Annotated in this window: 21 protein-coding genes; 8 read left to right on the top strand and 13 right to left on the bottom strand. The window is 70.6% G+C overall.

All coding sequences use genetic code 11. From position 1 onward, the window contains the following. Positions 1–103 precede the first annotated feature (103 nt). From proB to rplU, 5 genes are all read right to left on the bottom strand, one after another. Positions 104–1,225 (bottom strand): glutamate 5-kinase, encoded by a 1,122-nt coding sequence (proB, locus tag MNOD_RS22285; protein ID WP_015931226.1) that lies wholly within the window; start codon positions 1,223–1,225, stop codon positions 104–106. A 135-nt stretch (positions 1,226–1,360) separates the two neighbouring features. Beyond that, entirely contained in the window at positions 1,361–2,389 is a 1,029-nt protein-coding gene (obgE, locus tag MNOD_RS22280; protein ID WP_015931225.1) for a GTPase ObgE, read from the bottom strand. Positions 2,390–2,559: 170 nt separating this feature from the next. After that, positions 2,560–3,201: a GNAT family N-acetyltransferase gene (locus tag MNOD_RS22275; protein ID WP_015931224.1), complete on the bottom strand. Its 642-nt coding sequence runs from the start codon at positions 3,199–3,201 to the stop codon at positions 2,560–2,562. A gap of 194 nt (positions 3,202–3,395) precedes the next feature. Continuing rightward, the gene (rpmA, locus tag MNOD_RS22270) at positions 3,396–3,662 is read right to left on the bottom strand and encodes a 50S ribosomal protein L27 (RefSeq protein WP_015931223.1); all 267 of its coding nucleotides are present in this window, start codon (positions 3,660–3,662) and stop codon (positions 3,396–3,398) included. A gap of 46 nt (positions 3,663–3,708) precedes the next feature. After that, positions 3,709–4,026, bottom strand: coding sequence for a 50S ribosomal protein L21 (gene rplU, locus MNOD_RS22265; RefSeq protein WP_015931222.1), 318 nt, complete (start codon positions 4,024–4,026; stop codon positions 3,709–3,711). A gap of 270 nt (positions 4,027–4,296) precedes the next feature. On the opposite strand from rplU, the gene MNOD_RS22260 reads away from it, so the two are divergent. The 3 genes from MNOD_RS22260 (at position 4,297) to MNOD_RS22250 (ending at position 6,455) form a co-directional block, all read left to right on the top strand. Further along, entirely contained in the window at positions 4,297–4,692 is a 396-nt protein-coding gene (locus MNOD_RS22260) for a hypothetical protein (RefSeq protein ID WP_015931221.1), read from the top strand. A 193-nt stretch (positions 4,693–4,885) separates the two neighbouring features. Next, positions 4,886–5,884, top strand: a complete 999-nt coding sequence (gene olsB / locus MNOD_RS22255; RefSeq protein ID WP_015931220.1) for a l-ornithine N(alpha)-acyltransferase — start codon at positions 4,886–4,888, stop codon at positions 5,882–5,884. 337 nt (positions 5,885–6,221) lie between these two features. Then, on the top strand, positions 6,222–6,455 hold the full coding sequence (locus tag MNOD_RS22250) for a hypothetical protein (protein WP_043749246.1): 234 nt from the start codon (positions 6,222–6,224) through the stop codon (positions 6,453–6,455). A 180-nt stretch (positions 6,456–6,635) separates the two neighbouring features. Here MNOD_RS22250 and MNOD_RS22245 read toward each other — a convergent pair whose 3' ends face one another. Beyond that, the gene (locus MNOD_RS22245; protein ID WP_015931218.1) at positions 6,636–7,052 is read right to left on the bottom strand and encodes a phospholipase A2 family protein; all 417 of its coding nucleotides are present in this window, start codon (positions 7,050–7,052) and stop codon (positions 6,636–6,638) included. Positions 7,053–7,251: 199 nt separating this feature from the next. Here MNOD_RS22245 and MNOD_RS22240 point away from each other — a divergent pair, with 199 nt between their 5' ends. Then, complete coding sequence (locus MNOD_RS22240; protein WP_015931217.1) at positions 7,252–9,588, top strand: type IA DNA topoisomerase; 2,337 nt, start codon at positions 7,252–7,254, stop codon at positions 9,586–9,588. A gap of 395 nt (positions 9,589–9,983) precedes the next feature. On the opposite strand, the gene MNOD_RS22235 is transcribed toward MNOD_RS22240, so the two are convergent. From MNOD_RS22235 to fliL, 4 genes are read right to left on the bottom strand one after another with little or no spacing between them, the layout of a single operon-like run. Further along, positions 9,984–10,871: a MotE family protein gene (locus MNOD_RS22235; RefSeq protein WP_015931216.1), complete on the bottom strand. Its 888-nt coding sequence runs from the start codon at positions 10,869–10,871 to the stop codon at positions 9,984–9,986. Beyond that, on the bottom strand, positions 10,868–11,377 hold the full coding sequence (locus tag MNOD_RS22230; RefSeq protein WP_015931215.1) for a DUF6468 domain-containing protein: 510 nt from the start codon (positions 11,375–11,377) through the stop codon (positions 10,868–10,870). Before MNOD_RS22230 ends, MNOD_RS22235 begins: the two co-directional genes overlap by 4 nt. Positions 11,378–11,412: 35 nt before the next feature. Next, positions 11,413–12,624 carry a flagellar motor switch protein FliM gene (fliM, locus tag MNOD_RS22225; protein ID WP_015931214.1) on the bottom strand — a complete coding sequence of 404 codons (1,212 nt, stop codon included), beginning with the start codon at positions 12,622–12,624 and terminating at the stop codon, positions 11,413–11,415. Between the two features lie 11 nt (positions 12,625–12,635). Continuing rightward, entirely contained in the window at positions 12,636–13,145 is a 510-nt protein-coding gene (gene fliL, locus MNOD_RS22220; RefSeq protein ID WP_043749242.1) for a flagellar basal body-associated protein FliL, read from the bottom strand. Positions 13,146–13,408: 263 nt separating this feature from the next. Between fliL and flgF the strand changes: the two genes are divergently transcribed. Genes flgF through flgH form a run of 4 tightly spaced genes read left to right on the top strand, consistent with a single transcriptional unit; the run spans position 13,409 to position 16,757 of the window. Further along, positions 13,409–14,155 carry a flagellar basal-body rod protein FlgF gene (gene flgF / locus MNOD_RS22215; protein WP_015931212.1) on the top strand — a complete coding sequence of 249 codons (747 nt, stop codon included), beginning with the start codon at positions 13,409–13,411 and terminating at the stop codon, positions 14,153–14,155. 12 nt (positions 14,156–14,167) lie between these two features. Then, entirely contained in the window at positions 14,168–14,959 is a 792-nt protein-coding gene (flgG, locus tag MNOD_RS22210) for a flagellar basal-body rod protein FlgG (protein WP_015931211.1), read from the top strand. Positions 14,960–14,979: 20 nt separating this feature from the next. Continuing rightward, on the top strand, positions 14,980–16,011 hold the full coding sequence (flgA, locus tag MNOD_RS22205; RefSeq protein WP_015931210.1) for a flagellar basal body P-ring formation chaperone FlgA: 1,032 nt from the start codon (positions 14,980–14,982) through the stop codon (positions 16,009–16,011). 5 nt (positions 16,012–16,016) lie between these two features. Further along, positions 16,017–16,757: a flagellar basal body L-ring protein FlgH gene (gene flgH / locus MNOD_RS22200; RefSeq protein ID WP_015931209.1), complete on the top strand. Its 741-nt coding sequence runs from the start codon at positions 16,017–16,019 to the stop codon at positions 16,755–16,757. Between the two features lie 271 nt (positions 16,758–17,028). Here the strand turns inward: flgH and MNOD_RS22195 are convergent, their stop codons facing one another. The 3 genes from MNOD_RS22195 to MNOD_RS22185 form a co-directional block, all read right to left on the bottom strand. Next, positions 17,029–17,421, bottom strand: a complete 393-nt coding sequence (locus tag MNOD_RS22195; RefSeq protein WP_015931208.1) for a GcrA family cell cycle regulator — start codon at positions 17,419–17,421, stop codon at positions 17,029–17,031. Between the two features lie 151 nt (positions 17,422–17,572). Then, positions 17,573–17,992 (bottom strand): RNA polymerase-binding protein DksA, encoded by a 420-nt coding sequence (dksA, locus tag MNOD_RS22190; RefSeq protein WP_012333933.1) that lies wholly within the window; start codon positions 17,990–17,992, stop codon positions 17,573–17,575. Between the two features lie 643 nt (positions 17,993–18,635). Next, positions 18,636–19,052 (bottom strand): flagellar assembly protein FliX, encoded by a 417-nt coding sequence (locus MNOD_RS22185; protein ID WP_015931207.1) that lies wholly within the window; start codon positions 19,050–19,052, stop codon positions 18,636–18,638. Positions 19,053–19,151: the final 99 nt, after the last annotated feature.

Raw genomic sequence — 19,151 nt, 5'->3', positions numbered from 1 at the left:
TTAGGCGGCTCCGATCACGGGCGCGGTCCTCCATGCCATGCGGCCCCCATCAGCGACAAGCAGAGAGAGAGAGAGAGAGAGAGAGAGAGAGAGAGAGCCGCGCCTATTCGCCGACCAGAGCCATGTCGTCCCGGTGGATCATCTCTGCGCGACCGGGATAGCCCAGCACCGCCTCGATCTCCCGGCTGGAGCGGCCGATGATCCGCGTCGCGTCGTCGCTGTCATAGGCGACGAGGCCGCGCCCGAGGATCGTGCCGGAGAGGGAGCGGATCACCACGGCGTCGCCGCGCGCGAAAGCCCCCTCGATCCGCGCGACGCCGACCGGCAGCAGGCTCGCCCCGCCCTGCAGTGCCCTCTCGGCGCCGGCGTCGATCACGAGGCTGCCGCGAGGCTCGAGCGAGCCGGCGATCCAGGTCTTCCGGGCGGCGGTGGGCGTCGAGGCGGACAGGAACCACGAGGCCCGGGCCCCCATCGCCACCGCCTTCAGCGGGTTCTTGCCCCGCCCGTCCGCAATCAGCATGTGGGTGCCGCCGCCGGTCGCGATCTTGCCCGCCTCGATCTTGGTGCGCATGCCGCCGCGCGACAGGTCCGAGGCCGGCCCGCCGGCCATCGCCTCGATCTCGGGCGTGATCCGCTCGATGACGGGCAGGTGGCGGGCGGTCGGGTCGCTCGCGGGCGGGGCGGTGTAGAGCCCGTCGATGTCGGAGAACAGGACCAGCAGGTCGGCCCCGATCATGGTGGCGACGCGGGCGGCGAGCCGGTCGTTGTCGCCGTACCGGATCTCGGAGGTCGCGACCGTATCGTTCTCGTTGACGACCGGGACGGCGCGGACCTCCAGGAGCTTGAGGGTGGTCGCGCGGGCATTGAGGTAGCGCCGCCGCTCCTCGGTGTCCTTGGGCGTCACCAGGATCTGCCCGGCCGCGATGCCGTGATGCGCGAGCGCCTCCGACCAGTAGCGGGCGAGCGCGATCTGCCCCACGGCCGCCGCCGCCTGGCTCTCCTCAAGGCGCAGCGGCCCCGCGGAAAAGCCCAGCACCGTGCGGCCGAGCGCGATCGAGCCGGAGGACACGACCAGCACATCGACGCCGCGCCCGTGCAGATCCGCGATGTCCTCGGCGAGGGCCGCGAGCCAGGCATGGCGCAGCCGTCCCCTGGCGCGGTCGACGAGGAGCGCGGATCCGACCTTGAGGACGACGCGGCGGAACTGATCGAGGGCGGGTGTCATCGGGATGGCCGAAGCGGGATGAGGCTTAACCGCATAGCCGGAGACGGGCCGTCGGGACAGCCCCGCCGACGCCGGATGCCTCGGCGTCGTGGGAAGATCTCGGCGGTGACGATCGAGGCGCGGGTCGCGCCGGCCTCAGGGCTGCCAGGCCTCTGCGGGCTTCGCCTCCTCGGCGCTGGCCGCATCCATCGCCGCCATCAGGGCCCGGAGCGCCTCCGGCACGCCCTGGCGGGTCGCGGCGGAGAGGACGAGCGGCGGACGCCCGGCAGCCTCCTCCAGGCGGGCGACCTGCGCGGCCAGCGTCTCGGGATCGAGGATGTCGGCCTTCGACAGCGCGACGATCTCCGGCTTCTCCGCCAGGCCGTGCCCATAGGCGTCGAGTTCCGTTCGCACCAGTTGGTAGGCGGCCCCCGCATCTTCGCTGGTGCCGTCGACGAGGTGGAGCAGCACGCGGCAGCGCTCGACATGGGCCAGGAACCGGTCTCCGAGCCCGACGCCCTCGTGGGCGCCCTCGATCAGGCCCGGAATGTCGGCGAGCACGAATTCGCGGGCATCGACCCGCACCACGCCGAGCCCCGGATGCAGCGTGGTGAAGGGATAATCGGCGATCTTGGGCTTGGCGGCCGTCACGGTCGCCAGGAAGGTGGACTTGCCAGCATTCGGCAGGCCGACGAGGCCCGCATCGGCGATCAGCTTGAGGCGCAGCCACAGCCAGTGCTCCCGGCCCTCCTGGCCGGGATTGGCATGGCGCGGGGCGCGGTTCGTCGAGGTGGTGAAATAGGCGTTGCCGAAGCCGCCATTGCCGCCGCGAGCCAGCAGCACGCGCTGGCCGACCTGCGTCAGGTCGGCGATCTGGGTCTCGCGGTCCTCGGCCAGGATCTCCGTGCCGGCCGGGACCTTCAGCACCACATCCGCCCCCTTGGCGCCGGCCCGGTTGCGGCCCGAGCCGTGCTCGCCCTTCTTCGCCTTGAAGTGCTGCTGATAGCGGTAGTCGATGAGGGTGTTGAGACCCTCCACGCATTCGGCCCAGACGTCGCCGCCGCGGCCGCCGTCGCCGCCATCCGGCCCGCCGAACTCGATGAACTTCTCGCGCCGGAACGACACGCAGCCGGCCCCGCCATCGCCGGAGCGGATGTAGACCTTGGCTTCGTCGAGGAACTTCACGGCACGGACCTCCCTAAGCAGGTTTTTAGAAAAGTGCCTTGCGGTTTTCCGACAAAAACCTGCGACACATCAAAAACCTAAGAGAGACGAAGCGTTGGCCTGCCAACGCTTCGTCTCTCTTAGGCGTCAACGCGGGATGGCCGGAGGGCGTGCCCCTCCGGCCAGGATCGTCAGGCGCCCGGGCCCAGGCTCTCGCCCGAGGATGTGTGGCGGCCGAAGACGAGGCCCGCGGCGTGCCACGTCTTCAGGCTGTCCCAGGCGCGCCGGTCGAGGCGGAAATGATCGACCGGGAAGAGGCCGCCCCGGGCCGGGAAAGACCGCAGGCCCGACCCGACCGCAGCGAAGCCGCACTTCTCCAGCACCCGCCGCGAGGCCGGGTTGACGACCCGGGCCGACGAGGTGAGCGCCGCCCCCTCCGTATAGGCGAAGAAGGCATCGATCATCGCCCGCGCTGCTTCGGTGGCGAGGCCCTGCCCCCAATGCGGCGCGCCGAGCCAGTAGCCGAGATGCGGGCCGTCCTGCTCGTGGTCGGGCTCGATCCCGACCACGCCGATCAGCGTCTGCGGCTGGCGCCGGGGCGTGATCGCCATGGTGAGCGCCTTCCCCTCAGCATTGTCGCGCCGCGCCTGCAGGACGAACGCATCGGCCTCACGGGGATCGAGCGGATGCGGAATCCGCGCGGTCATCTCGGCGACGGCTTTCTCCCCGGCGAGGCGTACGATGGCCTGCGCATCGGCTTGGCGGGGCCAGCGCAGCCAGAGCCTGCGGGTCTCAAGCCGGAAAACGTCGTCGCGGGTGAGGTCGGGGAACATCGGCTGACTCCGATCCGACCGGGAAGGGCTAAAACCGCCCTCGCGCGGCCACGAGAACGACAAAGGGGAAGGTGGTGCCCCACCCTCCCCCCGGGTCTCGATCGGAGCTCGGCCGTTTCAGGGCCAGGACTTCGGATCCGCCGGGTCGGTGTGGGGAACACCGGCGGAGCTCCTTCGTCACTGGCTCCGTCGGCTTACTCTGCGGCCGCTTGGGCCGGAACGACCGTTACGTAAGCTCGGCCGTGTTTCTTCGCGAACTGGACGCGGCCGGCCGTGAGCGCAAACAGGGTGTGGTCGCGGCCCATCCCGACATTGGCGCCGGGATGCCAGCGCGTGCCGCGCTGACGCACGATGATGTTGCCGGCGATCACGGCCTCGTTGCCGAACTTCTTCACGCCGAGACGGCGGCCGTCGGAATCGCGGCCGTTGCGGGACGAGCCGCCTGCTTTCTTGTGAGCCATCGGGCTAACTCCTGAATCTTCCTAAGGGATCTGCGGCCGGCCTTGCTCAGGCGGCGCTGATTCCCGTGACGCGCACCACGGTGAAATCCTGGCGATGGCCGCGCTTGCGGCGCGAATTCTGCCGGCGGCGCTTCTTGAAGGCGATGATCTTCGGGCCGCGCTTCTGCGCGACGATCTCGCCCGCCACGCTGATGCCGGACACAGTCGGCGCGCCCACCTGCGTGGCCCCCTCGCCATCGGCGTAGAGGAGCACCTCGCCGAAGGTCACCGCCGTGCCGGCCTCGCCCTCGAGCTTGGCGATCGTGATGACGTCGTTGGCGGCGACGCGGTACTGCTTGCCGCCGGTCTTGATGACTGCGAACATCGTTCTGGTCTCGTGTTCCATCCGGGCTCCGGCGCGAGGCCGGGCACCGTCTTCTTGGCAGTTGACGCCCGGGCCGCCCGATGGGTTGCCGCGAACGCGACGGCGCGCGGACCGTCCGGTCCGCGCGCCAAGAATGGTTCACTAGCCGCGCAGCCCGCTCCGTGTCAATGCCGCGGAGGCGGCTTCGGCCCGCCCGGCGGGCCTTCCCGCCTCCGGTTGATTTCACGCGGCGCATCGCCGAAGACCGGTTGTCCGGATCAGGAGACCACGATGGAAGAGCTTGTTGCCCGGGTGACGCAGGCCACGGGTTTGGACGCGACCACGGCCCAGAAGGCGATCGGGCTCATCCTGGCCTTCCTGCAGAAGGAAGGGCCGACCGCGGAGGTGGACCACCTCATCGCGGCGATCCCCGGAGCCGCGGGGGTCGTGGCGCAGGCGGGCGACGGCGGGCCCGGCGAGGCCGGCGGCAGCCTGATGGGGATGCTGGGCGGCATGATGGGCGGCGGCGTCATGGCGCTCGGCCAGAAGCTCATGGCGACGGGCGTGTCGATGGGCCAGATGCAGCCCCTCGGCCGGGAGATCTTCGCCTATGGCCGCGAGAAGGCCGGCGAGGACGCCATCGGCCCGATCGTCGGTTCGATCCCGGGTCTGAGCCAGTTCATCTGATCCTTCGGCGGCTAAGGACGCAAGACGGCGCCGCGCCGCCCTGCGGGGTCCTGCCAAGCCCGATACAAGGTATTGATCGGGCTTGCTTTCCTGTGTCACAAAACCGTGCGCGCTTCGTGCTGTTGTCTCCCGCCAAGGCGGCAGGGCGCTCCGGTCAGGCGCGCGAGCAGGGGCCGCACGGGAATTCACGACCATGGCTCCGTTCCTCTCCCGCGGCCCGCTTCCGGCCGGGCGCGATGCCCGGGTTCCGACGCCCTTCGCGCGCCTGATGCAGCGCGCCGGCTCGGGGGAGGCGCGGCCCGGCATCGACCTGCGGGGCGTCGTCGCCCCGGCGCGGCTGTTTCCGCCCCTCATGCGGCGTCCGACCCACGGTCTCGACCCCGTGCTCGGCCGGATCGGCTCGCTGGAGGTGCGACTGGCCACAAGGCCGAAGGACATCCGGCGGGCCCAGCGCCTGCGCTACCGGGTCTTCTACGAGGAGATGTCGGCGGTGCCCTCCGGGCTCGCCGCGCTCAAGCGGCGCGACATCGACGAGTACGACGCGGTCTGCGACCATCTCCTCGTCATCGATCACGCGGCGACGGAGGCGAAGCCCTTCCGCAAGCCCCGCCCGAAGGTCGTCGGCACCTACCGGTTGCTGCGCCAGGACCAGGCGGACCGGCATTTCGGCTTCTACACCGCCGGCGAATTCGACATCGCGCCCGTCCTCGAGGCGAACCGGGACCTGCGCTTCCTGGAACTCGGCCGTTCCTGCGTGCTCAAGCCCTATCGCACCAAGCGCACGGTCGAGCTCCTCTGGCACGGGATCTGGACCTACGTGCTCCACCACCGGATCGACGCGATGCTGGGCTGCGCCAGCCTCGATGGCACCGATCCGGACCGGCTCGCCCTGCCCCTGAGCTTCCTGCATCACTTCGCCCGGGCGCCCGAGCGCTGGCGCGCCCGCGCCCTGCCGGAGCGCCACGTGGCGATGGACCGCCTCAGCCGCGAGGCGGTGGACCCGAAGGCGGCCCTCCAGGCCCTGCCGCCGCTGATCAAGGGCTATCTCCGGCTCGGCGCCACCTTCGGCGACGGCGCCGTGGTGGACCGGCAGTTCGGCACCACGGACGTGTTCGTGGTGTTGCCGGTCGCGGCGATCGCGCCCCGCTATATCGGGCATTTCGGGGCGGGGGCGGAGCGCCACGCCGCCTGACGCGGCCCGCCACGCCCTCGCCGCGGGCGGCCCGTCGCGATCTCGGATCGGGCCGCTCCGCAGGCCCGGGACACGTCCACGATCGCGAGACCCTGCCGCGCCGTCCCGGCGGAACGCTCGCCCGGCGGCATCCTGTGGGCCGGCCGAAGGCGGGCGGTTGCTTCGCGCAAACCCCGCATTTCTCCCCAATTGCCCTCGACGCCCGAACACGATGGGGTGTGCCGAAGCACGACCGAGGATCGCAGCGTGCGTCTAGATCGTTGGGGCCCGGCGGCTGACCGGGCGAGACAGGGCGAGGGCGAACGAGATGAGCGAGCGATCGAGAGAGAGGAGTCGCGTGTCCGGGCGCCGGCCACGTCGCACCAAGCACCGCGAGGTCTGCGTACCCCGCCGGATCCTCTACGCCGTGGACGTGCTGGATGCCTACATGCCGTGCGACGGGCTGCCCGCGAATGACAACGTCGCCATGCGCCGGCTCCGTCCGGTCGACCGCCGCCGCCGGTCGCCCGGTGTCTTCCTGAGAATCGTTCCGGCGCCGGAGAGCGGCGGGGAGGCGCGCCTCGCCCCCTGACGCCCCCGGGGAGGGCACGAGGAGCTTTGGTCGAATATCCGCCCTGACGGCGAGGCATCCCCGCCTTCCAGCCAGCCTCTCAGCAGGCTTGCATCGGCACGCCAACACTTCGCCTGCTCAGGCTTTTGGTCTGTCGCAGGTTTATGCCGGAAAACCGCCGGGCACTTGTCCGAAACCTGCTTAGGGCTCGCAGGGCATGGCGGCCGCGGTCTGGGAGACCAGGGCCGCGAGGTCGCGCAGGTCGGGTGACTGGCGGCGGCTGCGGGCCACGACGGCGGCCTCGCGCTGCAGGCGCGCATTGCAGGCGCAGGAGGGAATCCCTCCGGCCGGCGCGCAGGCATCGTGGTGCATGCACGCGACATCGAGGGCATCGGTCGGCGGCAGACCCGGACCGCGGCTGCCGGGGCCGCAGTAATTGCCGTGGAACACGAGCGAGCCGTCCGCCAGGGGATTCGCACCGGGCGCCAGGCGCGGCACCTCGACCTGCGGTACCGGCGGAGTCTCGATCACTACCCCCTGCGCCCAACCCGGGGCCGCAAGACCAAGCAGGCCGATCGACAGAATGACGATCGGCCTTACGAAGGTGCTCCCTTCCATGGGACTGCCCCTTGTGCCCTCTTCCCCTCACTGATCATGATGACATCCTTTCTCGACGAGGCAAGACGCCGACCACAACTGGTGCGGACTGGACAACCTGCGGCGATCCCGGGATGAGCGCCAGAGCCCGTTGACCTGTCGCGGCGCGAGCCATATGTTCCTGCTTTGTTCGAGAACCCGCTCCGGGAAGCCCCGACCCATGGCCCGTGCCTCGGCCGACAGGACGCTGTTCTTCTTCGAGAAGCCCTCGGCGATGCGTCAGCTGCAGCGCTTCTTCAAGGCGCCGACGACGATCTGTGTCTCCGCTGAAGGGCATCTTCTCGCCGCGCAGGAGCCCGCCGCGATCCGGCCGGCCTGGAAGGCGTGGCGCTTCGACGATCTGCCGATCGCCCTGGACGAGATCCCGGTCGCTTACGCGCGCAACCGTTCAGGCGCATCGCATGCCGGGCGCATCGAGGCGATCCGCGGCGCGCTGCAAGGGGTCGACCGCGTCATCATCGCGACGGATCCCGGGCGCGAGGGGTCGATGATCGCCTGGGAGGTCCTGGAGCATCTCGGCTACCGGGGCCGCGTGGAGCGGCTCAGGCTCGGCGCCCTCGACGAGGTCTCGATCCGCCGCGCCTTCGCGGCGCTCGCCCGCGAGCCGGATTCCGGCGAGCGGGACTATGCGGCCTATCTCGAGGCGCTCTGCCGTCGCTACGAGGACTGGCATCTCGGCCTCAACGGCACGCGGGCCGTGTCGCTGCGCCTGCGACCGCCGGCCTTCCGGGAGCCCTGGCGTTTCGGCGGCGTGCAGACGCCGACGCTCGCGATCCTGGCGGATCTGGAGCGGCGCATCCGGGACTTCGTGCCACGCGACTTCTTCAAGGTCGCGATGCCGGTCGAGACGGAGACGGGCGCGGCGCTCACCCTCTGGCACGCGCCCAAGGAGCGGATCTTCGACCGGGCGGAGGCGGATGCGATCCGCGAGGCCGCGGCCGGATGGTCGGGGCCGCTCTCGGTCGTCCAGAAGGACGTGCGCCGCCCCCCTCCCCGCCTGTTCTCGAAGGACACGCTCGCCCGGCGCTGCGCCAAGCGGTTCGGCTGGGATCCGCAGCGCACGGCCGCGACGGCACAGGATCTCTACGATTCCGGCTTCCTGAGCTATCCGCGCACCGAATCCGAGCACCTGCCCGAGAGCCAGAGCGGCGATGCGGCGGCGATCCTCGCGGCGATCGCCGGTTGCCTCGACGACGTCGCGGAGCTCGTGCCGGCCGGGGAGGCGATCGTGGTGCGGCGCGGCCCGCGCGGGCACTACGTGAAGGATCCGGGCGAGCACCACGCCATCGTCCCCCTGCGCAAGGTCCCGCGGCGCGGCGAGCTCGGCCCGGAGGCGTGGCGCCTATGGGAGCTGGTGGCCAAGTCCTACCTCGCCGCCCACCTGCCGGACGGCATCGACGCCCGCACCACCGTGGCGGCCGAGGTGGCGACGCCGCCGGGACCGAAGCGCTTCGCGGTGACGGGCAGCGTCGTGCGCGCGCCCGGCTGGCGGGCCGTCTATGGGAGCGAGGCCGAGGACGAGGATCCGGTCCCCGGCAAGGCGCGGCGCGACGATGAGCCGACGACCGGCCGCCTCCCGCCCCTGCGCGACGGCGCCGCCGCCCGAGCAACGGACGCCACGGTCGAGACCGCCGTGACCGAGCCGCCGCGGCGCATCACCCGGGGCGAGCTGCCCGTCGTCATGGGCCGCCTCATCGATCAGGTCGAGGATCCGGTGCTCCGGCGTGCGCTGGAGAATCCCGCCAACCCCAACGAGCCGCGCGGCCTCGGCACGGCCGCCACCCGCGATGCCGTGCTGCCGAAGCTGGAGAAGAGCCACTACGTGGTGCTGGCCAAGGGCAAGGATCCGGCGATCACCGTGACGGAGGCGGGGCTCGCCTTCATCGACGCCGTGAGGCGGGTCTTCCCGGCCTATGGCGATCCGGTCGGGCGGGCGGTGTTCGAGGCGGACCTCGCCGAGATCGGCCGCGCCCCCAGCCGTGCGGAGGCGGTCCGGCGGGCGGAGGAATTCCGCCAGCGGACGCGGGCGCGGCTCGACGCGCTGATCGCCGCGGTGGCGGGATCCGAACGGCTCGCCGTTGCGGCACCCTCTCCCGATGGGGCGGGGCGGCCGCCGACGCCGGCCATGGTCGCCTTCGCCACCGCGCTCGCTGCCCGCAAGGGCCTCCGGCTGCCGCGCGGGCTCAAGCAGGACGCCGCCATCTGCCGCCGGTTCCTCGATGCGCATGCGGAGCAGCGGGAAGCCGCCGCTCCGGGCGCGCCGCGACCACCCACGCCCGCGATGCGGCGCTACGCCGAGGCGCTCGCGCGGGAGAACGGCCTCGACAAGCTGCCGGACGACGCCGCGACCGACTTCTCGGCCTGCCGGCGCTTTCTCGATGCGCATGCGGCGCCGAGGCCGGACGCTCCGGCGAAGCCTTCCCCCCGCAAGCCGGCGCCCCGGCGCCGGACGAGGCCGCCGGCCGGCGCGGATCGCCACGCCGACACCTCGAACTGAACAGAAACCGCCCTGCATGCCTGCATGGAAGCCGCCACGCTCCTCGGCAGGTGAGCCGGTGGGGCTGCCACAGAAGGAAGCGCTCGGTCAGCCGGTTTCATACGGCTTCCGGTTGATCTGTTCGAAGACAAGAGGGCGCGGGAACCGCGGGATCCCCTCTCCCGTGCGGGAGAGGGGTGGGGGTGAGGGTCCCGGACCCTGCCGCAGTAAAGCTCTGACGGCGGTGCTGGCAGCGGCCCGGTTCCGTCTTCTTGCTGAACCACCTGGACCCTCACGCGCGATCTTCGATCGCCTGCCCCTCTCCCGCACGGGAGAGGGGTTCCCCGCGCAGGCTCGTCTCGGAACAGATCAACCGGAAGCCGTGTCATCCCTCAGGATCGCTCCGGCGGTTGGTATCACCGCATCGGCGCGTCGATCGCCGGGAGTTCGTTCGGTGGCAGTGGCGGCGCGCCCGGGGATGCAGGGAGCGGGGCGACACCGCGCGCGCGCATCGCCAGCGCGACCGTCAGCTTCTCGGCGGCCTCGGGCTGCATCACCGCCAGAACCTCCGCCATCTTGCGCGGATTCATGGCCACCACCACCGGCACCAGCACGTCGAGGGAAAGACGGTCGAAGACGCGGGCGGCATCCTTCGGCTTCATCGTCTCGTACATGGTCACGATCGGCTTGAGCGCAGCCGCCTCGCTCTCGGCCTTGCGGGCGGCGCCGCCCTCGGCCTTGTCCTCCAGGAACTTGAGGTCGTTGATGCGGCTCTCCAGCCGGCGCTCGGCATTCTCGATCAGCTGCTCGCGGGTGTCGAGGTCGCGGTTGCGCTGCTGGAGCGCCTCACGCCTTGCACCGAGCTTCTCCAGGATCGCCCGCTCGGCAGCGGAGCCGCTCTCCGGGGGCGCCTTCGCGGCCGGCTTCGGCAGGTCCTTGAGCGGATCCTTGGCCGCCTCGCCCTCCTCCTTCGGCAAGACCGAGCCGGTGACCGACGGATCGGCCGGCTCGGAGTTGGTCCGCGCATGGGCGAGAACCTGGGCGAAGTCCGTCCGACGCGGCGTCCCGTCTTCCGCCGCAAAGCCGATCAGCTTCAGCAGCAGGAGACCGCCGGCGGCGAGCGCCACCGCATCGATCAGGCGCAGCCGCAGGCTCGGGGCCCGCCAGGACGGCTTCGGGATCAGCTTGCCCGATGGCCTCGTCGGAAGCTTGCCGGCCGGCACCTTGCCGGGCGCGGCCTTGGCCGCCGGCTTGGCCGGGACGCCGGCGAGCGCGGCGGCGAGCCGGCGCAACTGCGGGCTCATGCGGCCTGGCTTTGGAGCCGGCTCAGGGCGCGCTCGCTGAGGGCCCGCGCGGCCGCCGCGGCGGCGCCGAGCCGTTCGGCGGTCGAGACCGCGGGCGCTTCGGGCATCGCGACCGGCCTGGGCTCGGCCGGCTTGAGCCCGGCGGATCCGGGTGCGGCCGGCACAGGCGACACCGCCGGACGGGCCTGGGCGACGATCCGGCCGATGCGGGTCACGACCTCCTCACCGGCCCGGACGCCGTCCGCGAGCCCCGCCGTCATCGCCTCGGCCACGGTGAGGCGCTCGGCGAGCGTGCGTTCGCATTCGCCGAGCGTCGCCCGGAGGCCGGTGATGGCGCGCTCGGCGGATTCGGTGGCGACCATCAGGTCGCCGATGGTCCGGCGCAGGGCGGCTTCGTCGGCCTTGAGGCGGGTGATGCGGCGGCTGAGACGTACCGAGGAGACGATGCTCGCCACGAGCAGGACGGCGACGAGCCCATCGGCCAGCATCCCGACGAGGGCGGTCATGGAAGCGGCCCTTCCTCACGGGTATCGGGCATGGATCAGCCGTCCTTCTGGTTCTTCATGGAGGCCTCGAAGGCCGCGAAGGTGGTGCGGGCGCGCCGCAGGGGGCGGGTGACCTGGACGGCGATGCTGTCGTCGAGGCGCCCGATCCGGCCCTGCGTGAGCGCCCAGTCGCCGCAGCGCAGGGTGATGAGGTCCGTGGGCTTGGCGTCGAACATGATGGTGTCGCCGACCTCGAGCGAGAGGACGCGCCGCAGCGGCAGCGTCATCTCGTGGAGGACGGCCTCGACCGCGAGGTCGGCCTGCCAGATTTCGGTGGCGAGATGCCCTTCCCAGACATGGTCGCGCCCGAGCTTCTCGCCCATGAAGCTCTGCAGCAGCAGGTCGCGGATCGGCTCGATCGTGGCGTAGGGGAAGAGGATCTGCAGGAGGCCGCCGCGGCCCTCCATGTCGAGCTTGAGGTCGATGAGGATGGCGGCGTTGGCCGGCCGCGTGATGGTGGCGAAGCGGGGGTTCGACTCGATGCGGTCGATCTGGAACCGCACGGGCGAGAGCGGCTGGAAGGAGGCTTCGAGATCGCCCAGGATGATCTCCAGCATCCGGCGCACCAGGGACATCTCGATGCTGGTGAAGGGCCGCCCGTCCAGGCGGATCGTCGTGGTGCCGCGCTTGCCGCCGAGCAGCAGGTCGAGGGTCGCATAGGCGAGGCTCGAATCGACCGTGAGGAGGCCGGAATTCTCCCACAGATCGGCCTTGAACACGCCGAGCAGGGTCGGCATCGGGATGGCGTTGAGGTAGTCGCCGAACCGCACCGAGGTGATGTTGTCGAGGGTGACTTCGACGTTGTCCTGGAAGAAGTTGCGCAGGGAGGTCGACAGCAACCGGATCATCCGGTCGAAGACGATCTCCAGCATCGGCAGGCGTTCGTACGAGACGACGCCCGAATCGACGATGGCGCGGATGCCGCCAGCGCCCGAGGCCGAGAGCTCCCTCAGCGAGAAGCCGAGGACCTGGTCTATCTCCTCCTGGTTGAGGATGCGGTCGTTGCCGGCGAGTTCGGGGAGGTTCTCGGCCTCGCTCTCGTCGATCATGGTGGCCCATTCGGCCGCCATGTCGTTCACCTGGGTGGTGGTGCCCTGCTCGGCGAGCGCCGCCCCCCATTCCTCGGCCAGCGAGGCGTCGCCGCCGCCCTGCTCGGCGAGCGCCGCCGCCCAATCGTCGTCGAGGATCCCGTCGTCCGGACCGGCCACCTTCCGCGCCCCTACTGGATCACGAATTCCTTGAACAGCACAGCGTCGACCTTGGCGGGATAGACCGCGACGTTGACACGGCGCAGCAATTCCTCGCGCAGGCGATAGGTGCCCATCGATCCTTCGAAATCCGTAGGCCGGAGTTCGCGGATATAGACCTGGAACGCATCCTCGACGCGCGGCATCAGCGGCTGGATCTCCGCCGCCACTTTCGCGTCCCGCACCTCCAGGGCGACCTTGAGCTTGATGAAGCGGGTCTGGCTCTGGCCGATGTCGGAGGTGAGGTTCATCACCATCTCGCGCAGGTCCATGAAGGCGACGGGCGCCTTCGTCTCGGCGGCCTGCTTCTCCGCATGGGCGGCGCGGCTCTTCAGGAACAGGTACCCGCCTCCTCCACCGCCGAGCAGCAGGACGGCCGCGAGCGCGATCAGGACGAGCCTCTTGCGCGATCCCCCGGGGGGCCGGGCCTCGCCCTCGGCGCCCTCCTCGTCGTCGGGGGCCCTCTTCGGCTTCTTCGCCATGGCTCGCTGTAATCCCGTGCCCGCCCGAACAGGGGGCTGGCCCTCCGGCAGGTAAAGGAACACGGTTAACGCGTCGTTAAGGCGGCAAAAGCTGCCGGGTCGAACCTGCCGCGCGGCCGGACCGGCGGCAGCGCCGGATTCCTTGTCCGTTGACATAAGCCATTCCGAATAAAGGTTTCTTCGGCGCCGGCACGAATGGCATGACGCCTGCGTTTACCATCCCGCCAGCCCTGGAGGGCGGCGGGTGGAGCGCTGAGGCGACGATGCAGAACGCGCAGTTGATCGGTCTCTCGGCCCAGGTGGCGCTGGGGCGCGAACTCGAGGTGATCGCCAACAACATGGCGAACGTCTCGACGACGGGCTTCAAGGCGCGCACGACCCGGTTCCAGGAATACCTGATGCCGAAGGCGAGCGCCGAGACCTTTCGGCGGCCGGACCGGCGCCTCTCCTACGTGATCGATGCCGGCACGCCGCTCGACCTGTCGCAGGGGCCGATCGAGACCACCGGGAATCCCCTCAACGCGGCGATCCGCGGCGACGCCTTCTTCGCCGTGCAGACCCCGCAGGGCGAGCGCTACACCCGCAACGGCGCCTTCGAGCTCAACGCGCAGGGGCAGCTCGTCACCAGCGACGGCAACCTCGTGCTGGGCGATGGCGGGCCGATCCAGTTCAACCCGCAGGAGACAGGCGCGGCGATCGGGCCGGACGGCACGATCTCCACCAATCAGGGCAATCGCGGCAAGCTGCGCCTCGTCCGCTTCTCCGATCCGCAGGCGCTCAGCAATGCGGGCGCGAACCTCTACGCCGCCACCGCCGCCCCGCTGCCCGCAGGGACGCAGGCCCGGGTGGAGCCGGGCGCAGTGGAGCGCTCGAATGTCAGCCCGGTTCTCACCATGACCCGGATGATGGAGGTCAACCGCATCTACGCGCTCGTCTCAGACTCAGTCTCGCGGATGGACGCCCTGCGCGGCAGCGCCATCCAGCGCCTCGCCGATATCGGCACCGCCTAGAGGACTTGAACCATGCGCGCGCTCTACGCCGCCGCCACCGGCATGGCGGCCCAGGAACTCAACGTCCAGGTCATCTCCAACAACATCGCGAACCTGCGCACCACCGGCTACAAGCGCCAGCAGGCGCATTTCCAGGATCTGCTCTACCAGAACCTGCGCCGGGCGGGCTCGGCGACCTCCGACCAGGGCAACCAGCTGCCGGCCGGCCTCGCCCTCGGCTCGGGCGTGAAGACCACCTCGACCGCCCGCGTGATGAGCCAGGGGACGCTGTCCTCGACGGAAAAAACCTACGATATCGCCATCCGCGGCGAGGGTTTTTTCCAGATCACGCTGCCGGACGGGCGCACCGCCTACACGCGGGACGGTTCCTTCGACCTCGACTCGCAGGGGCAGATCGTCACCCGGGACGGCTACCTCATCAATCCCAGCATCACCGTCCCCAACAACGCGACCGGGGTCACCATCAGCGCCTCGGGCATGGTGCAGGCCACGGTCCCGGGCCAGACCGCCCCGCAGAATCTCGGCCAGATCCAGCTCGCGCGGTTCGTCAACAAGGTCGGCCTCGAATCGATCGGCGACAACCTCTTCACCGAGACCCTGGCCTCGGGACCGGCCATCACGGGCAATCCGGGCGCCGAGGGCTTCGGGAACCTGCAGCAGAGCTACCTCGAAGAGGCGAACGTCAATGCGGTCACCGAGATCTCGTCGCTGATCGCGGCGCAGCGCGCCTACGAGATGAACTCGAAGGTGGTCACCGCCGCCGACCAGATGCTCTCCACCACCTCGCAGATGTTCCGCGGATAGCGCGCCAAGAGCTTCGATCCATGAGCTTCGATCCCCGAGACCCGCCGGCACGCGCCTGCGCCATCCTCAATCCGGGCATCATCGGGCGCACCGCCCTGGCGCTGATCGCGCTCTGGCTCCTCACCCTGCCGGTGCTGGCCGCCGGGCCGGTGCGGCCCTCGCTCAAGGGCGACATTACCGCCCGGCGCGACGTGGTCACCCTCGGCGACCTCGTCGAGAATGCGCCGGCGGATCTCGCGGAACGGCCCCTGTTCCGGGCGCCGGCCCTCGGCACCACCGGGACGATCCAGGTGCGCCGCATCGCCGAGGCGGCGGCCACGCTCGGCCTCGAACCGCCGGAGAGCGGCGGGCGCCTGCAGATCACGGTGCAGCGGGCGGCGCGCCGCATCGCCGGGCCGGAGATCGAGGCCGCGGTGGCAGCGGCCTTGGCGCGCCAGCAGGGCCTCGATCCAAAAAACCTCGCGATCGCCTTCGACGGCGAACCGCCGGTGCTGACGGTGCCGGTCGACCTCGACGGGCCGGCGAGTGCGGTGGAGGTCGCCTATGACCCGCGCAGCCGCCGGGTCTCCGCCCTCGTCACCGTCGGCGCGCGGCAGGCCTCGCTGCGCGTCTCAGGGCAGGTGATCGAGATGATTGAGGTCGCGGTGCTCACGCGCGCCCTGGCGCGGGGCGAGAGTGTGGGCGCGGCGGACGTGACGGTCCAGCGCCGGGCCCGCGACGGGTCGTCCGCAGACGCCACCGCCGACGCGGCCTCTCTCGTCGGGCAGGTGGCGCAGCGCGCCCTCGCCCCCGGCCAGAAGCTGCGCGCGGGCGACCTTGCGCGGCCCGAACTCGTGCAGCGCGGCGAGACCGTGACGATCCTGTACGAGGGTCCGGGCGTGAGCCTCGCGCTGCGCGGGCAAGCCAAGGAGGGCGGGCCGCTCGGTGCCGTCGTCGCCGTCGTCAATCCCGTCTCCAAGAAGGTGCTGCAGGCGACCGTGAGCGGGCCCGGCCGGGTCAGCGTCGGCCCGCCCAAACCCGCCAGCCTCGCCGCCCTCCCCGCCCAGCCGTGAGCGCCATGTCCCGTCCGGTCCGCCTCGCCCTGCCGACGCTGCTCGCGCTCGGGCTCTCTGCCTGCAACACCGTCGACCGCCTCGCCAATATCGGCGCGCAGCCGGCCCTCTCGGCGATCGAGGACCCGACCGCCCAGGCCGGCTACAAGCCCGTGCGGCTGCCGATGCCGGAGGTGCAGCCGGTCTCCTACGCGCCGAACTCGCTCTGGCGCACGGGCTCGCGCGCCTTCTTCAAGGATCAGCGCGCCGCCAAGGTCGGCGATCTCGTCACCGTGAAGGTCAACGTCACCGACAAGGCGAACCTCAACAACGAGACCAAGCGCTCGCGCTCGAACTCGGAATCGTTCGGGATCCCGAACGCCTTCGGGCTCGAGACGAAGACGAAGTTGCTGGGCGGCGCCGATCCGGACAAGCTGCTCACCGCCGACTCGACCACGAGCAACGACGGGGCGGGCTCGATCCAGCGGGCCGAGACCGTGACGACGAACGTCGCCGCGATCGTCACGCAGGTGCTGCCGAACGGCAACCTCGTGGTCGAGGGCAAGCAGGAGATCCGGATCAATTTCGAGGTGCGCGAGCTGATCGTCGCCGGCGTGATCCGGCCGGAGGATATCGAATCCGACAACACCATCGATTCGGCCAAGATCGCGCAGGCCCGAATCGCCTATGGCGGACGCGGCCAGATCACGGACGTGCAGCAGCCCCGTTACGGGCAGCAATTCCTGGACATCATGCTGCCATTCTAAAGAAACCGACCTGCGTGGAGGCCGCCCCGCTCCTCATGCTGAGGTGCTGCGTAGCAGCCTCGAAGCACCCCGGAGCGGTGATCCAGGCCACCCGGAGCTTGGATGAGCGTTCAGGGGTGCTTCGAGGGCTGCTACGCAGCACCTCAGCATGAGGAGCGGGGTTGGCTGCCACGGAAGGATGTGCTCGTTCAGCCGGCTTCATCCGTCAGGGTCAGCCCAGCCCGGTGGTGGACTGATCGCAGGACCGATCCGGCGGCCGGCTCCCGGCCGTTCAGCGCCGCGCCGCGCGCGCGGAGCGCTCCATCGGCGTATAGGCGATCCGCGCATGGGCTTCGCAATAGGGCAGCCCAGGCTGGCGCTTGGCGCAGCAGAAGCGGAATTCACGGCCCAGCGGATCGCCGACCGGGAACCGGCACGACCATTCCTTGAGCAGAAGGATCGGATGCAGCGGCTCCTCCGGCTCCGCCGGCTTGGAGTCGTTGGCGGGGGCCTGCACCTCCGTCGCGAAGTTCTTCCGCGCCAGCCCCAACCGATGGATCTTGCCCATTACCGCGTTGCGGTCCTTGAGCCCGAGCCGCTTCGCGATCTCGGAGCCAGTCAGGCTCTCGCTCCACAGCCGCTTGAGTTCCTCGATCCGCTCGTCCGTCCAGGTCGACATCGCCATCCCGTCGATCTCTCGTGAGTTGACGTGTCGGCCATCCGGGACCCGGATTCCAGCCGCCGGGGGGGCGGCCGGGAACCTATCCACCGCGAATCGCGGCCGTTCCGGCGCATCGCCCCCCCGAAGGCAGGTTACACACCTCAGGCGTGCGATTTCAGTCGTCGCGGTAGACGCGCTCGCGGCGTTCGTGGCGCTCCTGGGCTTCGAGCGACAGGGTCGCGATCGGGCGGGCCTCCAGGCGCTTGAGCGAGATCGGCTCGCCGGTCTCCTCGCAGTAGCCGTAGGATCCGTCCTCGATGCGCGCCAGCGCCGCGTCGATCTTGGCGATCAGCTTGCGCTGACGGTCGCGGGCACGCAGTTCGATCGCACGGTCCGTTTCCGATGAGGCACGGTCGGTCAGATCTGGATGGTTCTCATTCTCCGTCTGCAGGGCGACCAGGGTGTCCTGGGCCTCGCGCAGGATGTCCTGCTTCCAACTCAACAACTTGCGGCGGAAATACTCGCGCTGCCGTTCATTCATAAAGGGTTCGGCATCGCTGGGGGCATAACCGTCCTCGATCACGACCTTCGCCATCACGCCCCTCGAGACATCTGAGTTATCGCGGCCGGCGCCGTTCGGTGCAGGCGTATAATCGAGCCGAGAGAGCCCGACAACGTGCTGTGGTTGTCACGCAAGGTCCGGACCGGACGGGCCATCGCCCGCTGCTGCAAAAGCGCCACGCGGACCGCGGGCCTGCAGCCCCCTCCGGAACCAGGATCGCTTCGGCGAGGCGCCGACCGGGCGGGCAGGCAGGCGCGGCGCCCACGGCGGGACGGTGGCAGGAGCGCGCAGGAGTTGAGCGGCCCCAGGTCGCTGCCGCGCGCCGCGGGCTTCCGGCATGAGTTCACCACCGGCCGAGCCGACCTTGAGGGATGAAACCGCGGCTGACTGAGCGCTCCCGCTCATGGCACCCAACCTCGGCCCTCATGCTGAGGCGCCGCCGCAGGCTGCCTCGAAGCACCCCGGACCGGTGTTCCCAGTCACCCGGAGCTTGGACGAGCGTTCAGGCGTGCGTGCCGGCTGATGCCGGCCAGAGGCTTGCGGCGCAAGCACCTCAGCATGAGGAGCGAAGCGGCTTCCACACGCCCGTTTCGGTTTAGCGGGAATATGCCCGCCCAAAATAGCGGCCCGGAAGCAGAGACATCCGCGGGATCCGGAGCAGCCGGCGCGGATCCTGCTAGCCGGCGACGCCGAGCTTCGCGAGTTCCACTTCCGCCCGCAGCTCGATCTGCCCGATCAGATCGTCGAGGCGCAGGTCGCCCGTCGGGCCCGGCCGCTCGGCCAGCCGGCCGGCGATGGCCTTGAGATCGGCCGTGCTCACGCGCCCGCCGAGCAGCGCCGCCTTGAGGCGGTCGAGGGCATCCAGGAGGTCGTGGCCGCGCCGGGCATGTCTGCGGCGGCGCTCGGCCGGATCCTCGGCCTCAGCCTGGAGGGTGAGGATCGCATCGAGGCCGGCAAGCGGCGCAGCACTGCCGGCGCTCGCGGCGGCCCGCGGCGGCAAACCGGTCGCGACCGCGAAACTCTGGCTCGCGTCGGCGGGGCGCTTGGGCACCGCGCCCGGGCCGGCGGTCGCGAAGCGGGGATCGACGCGCATAGCGCACCTGGGAGGGTTGGTGACTTTGGGCACAGCCTCCGCCGGCATGGTGAATGAAGCGTAAAGGTCCCGGCAGAATCTGCCGGGCCGGCCGAAACC

Source organism: Methylobacterium nodulans ORS 2060, assembly GCF_000022085.1.
Taxonomy (GTDB): domain Bacteria; phylum Pseudomonadota; class Alphaproteobacteria; order Rhizobiales; family Beijerinckiaceae; genus Methylobacterium; species Methylobacterium nodulans.
The sequence above is the reverse complement of the archived record's forward strand: the minus strand, read 5'-3'. Positions and strand labels throughout refer to the sequence as shown.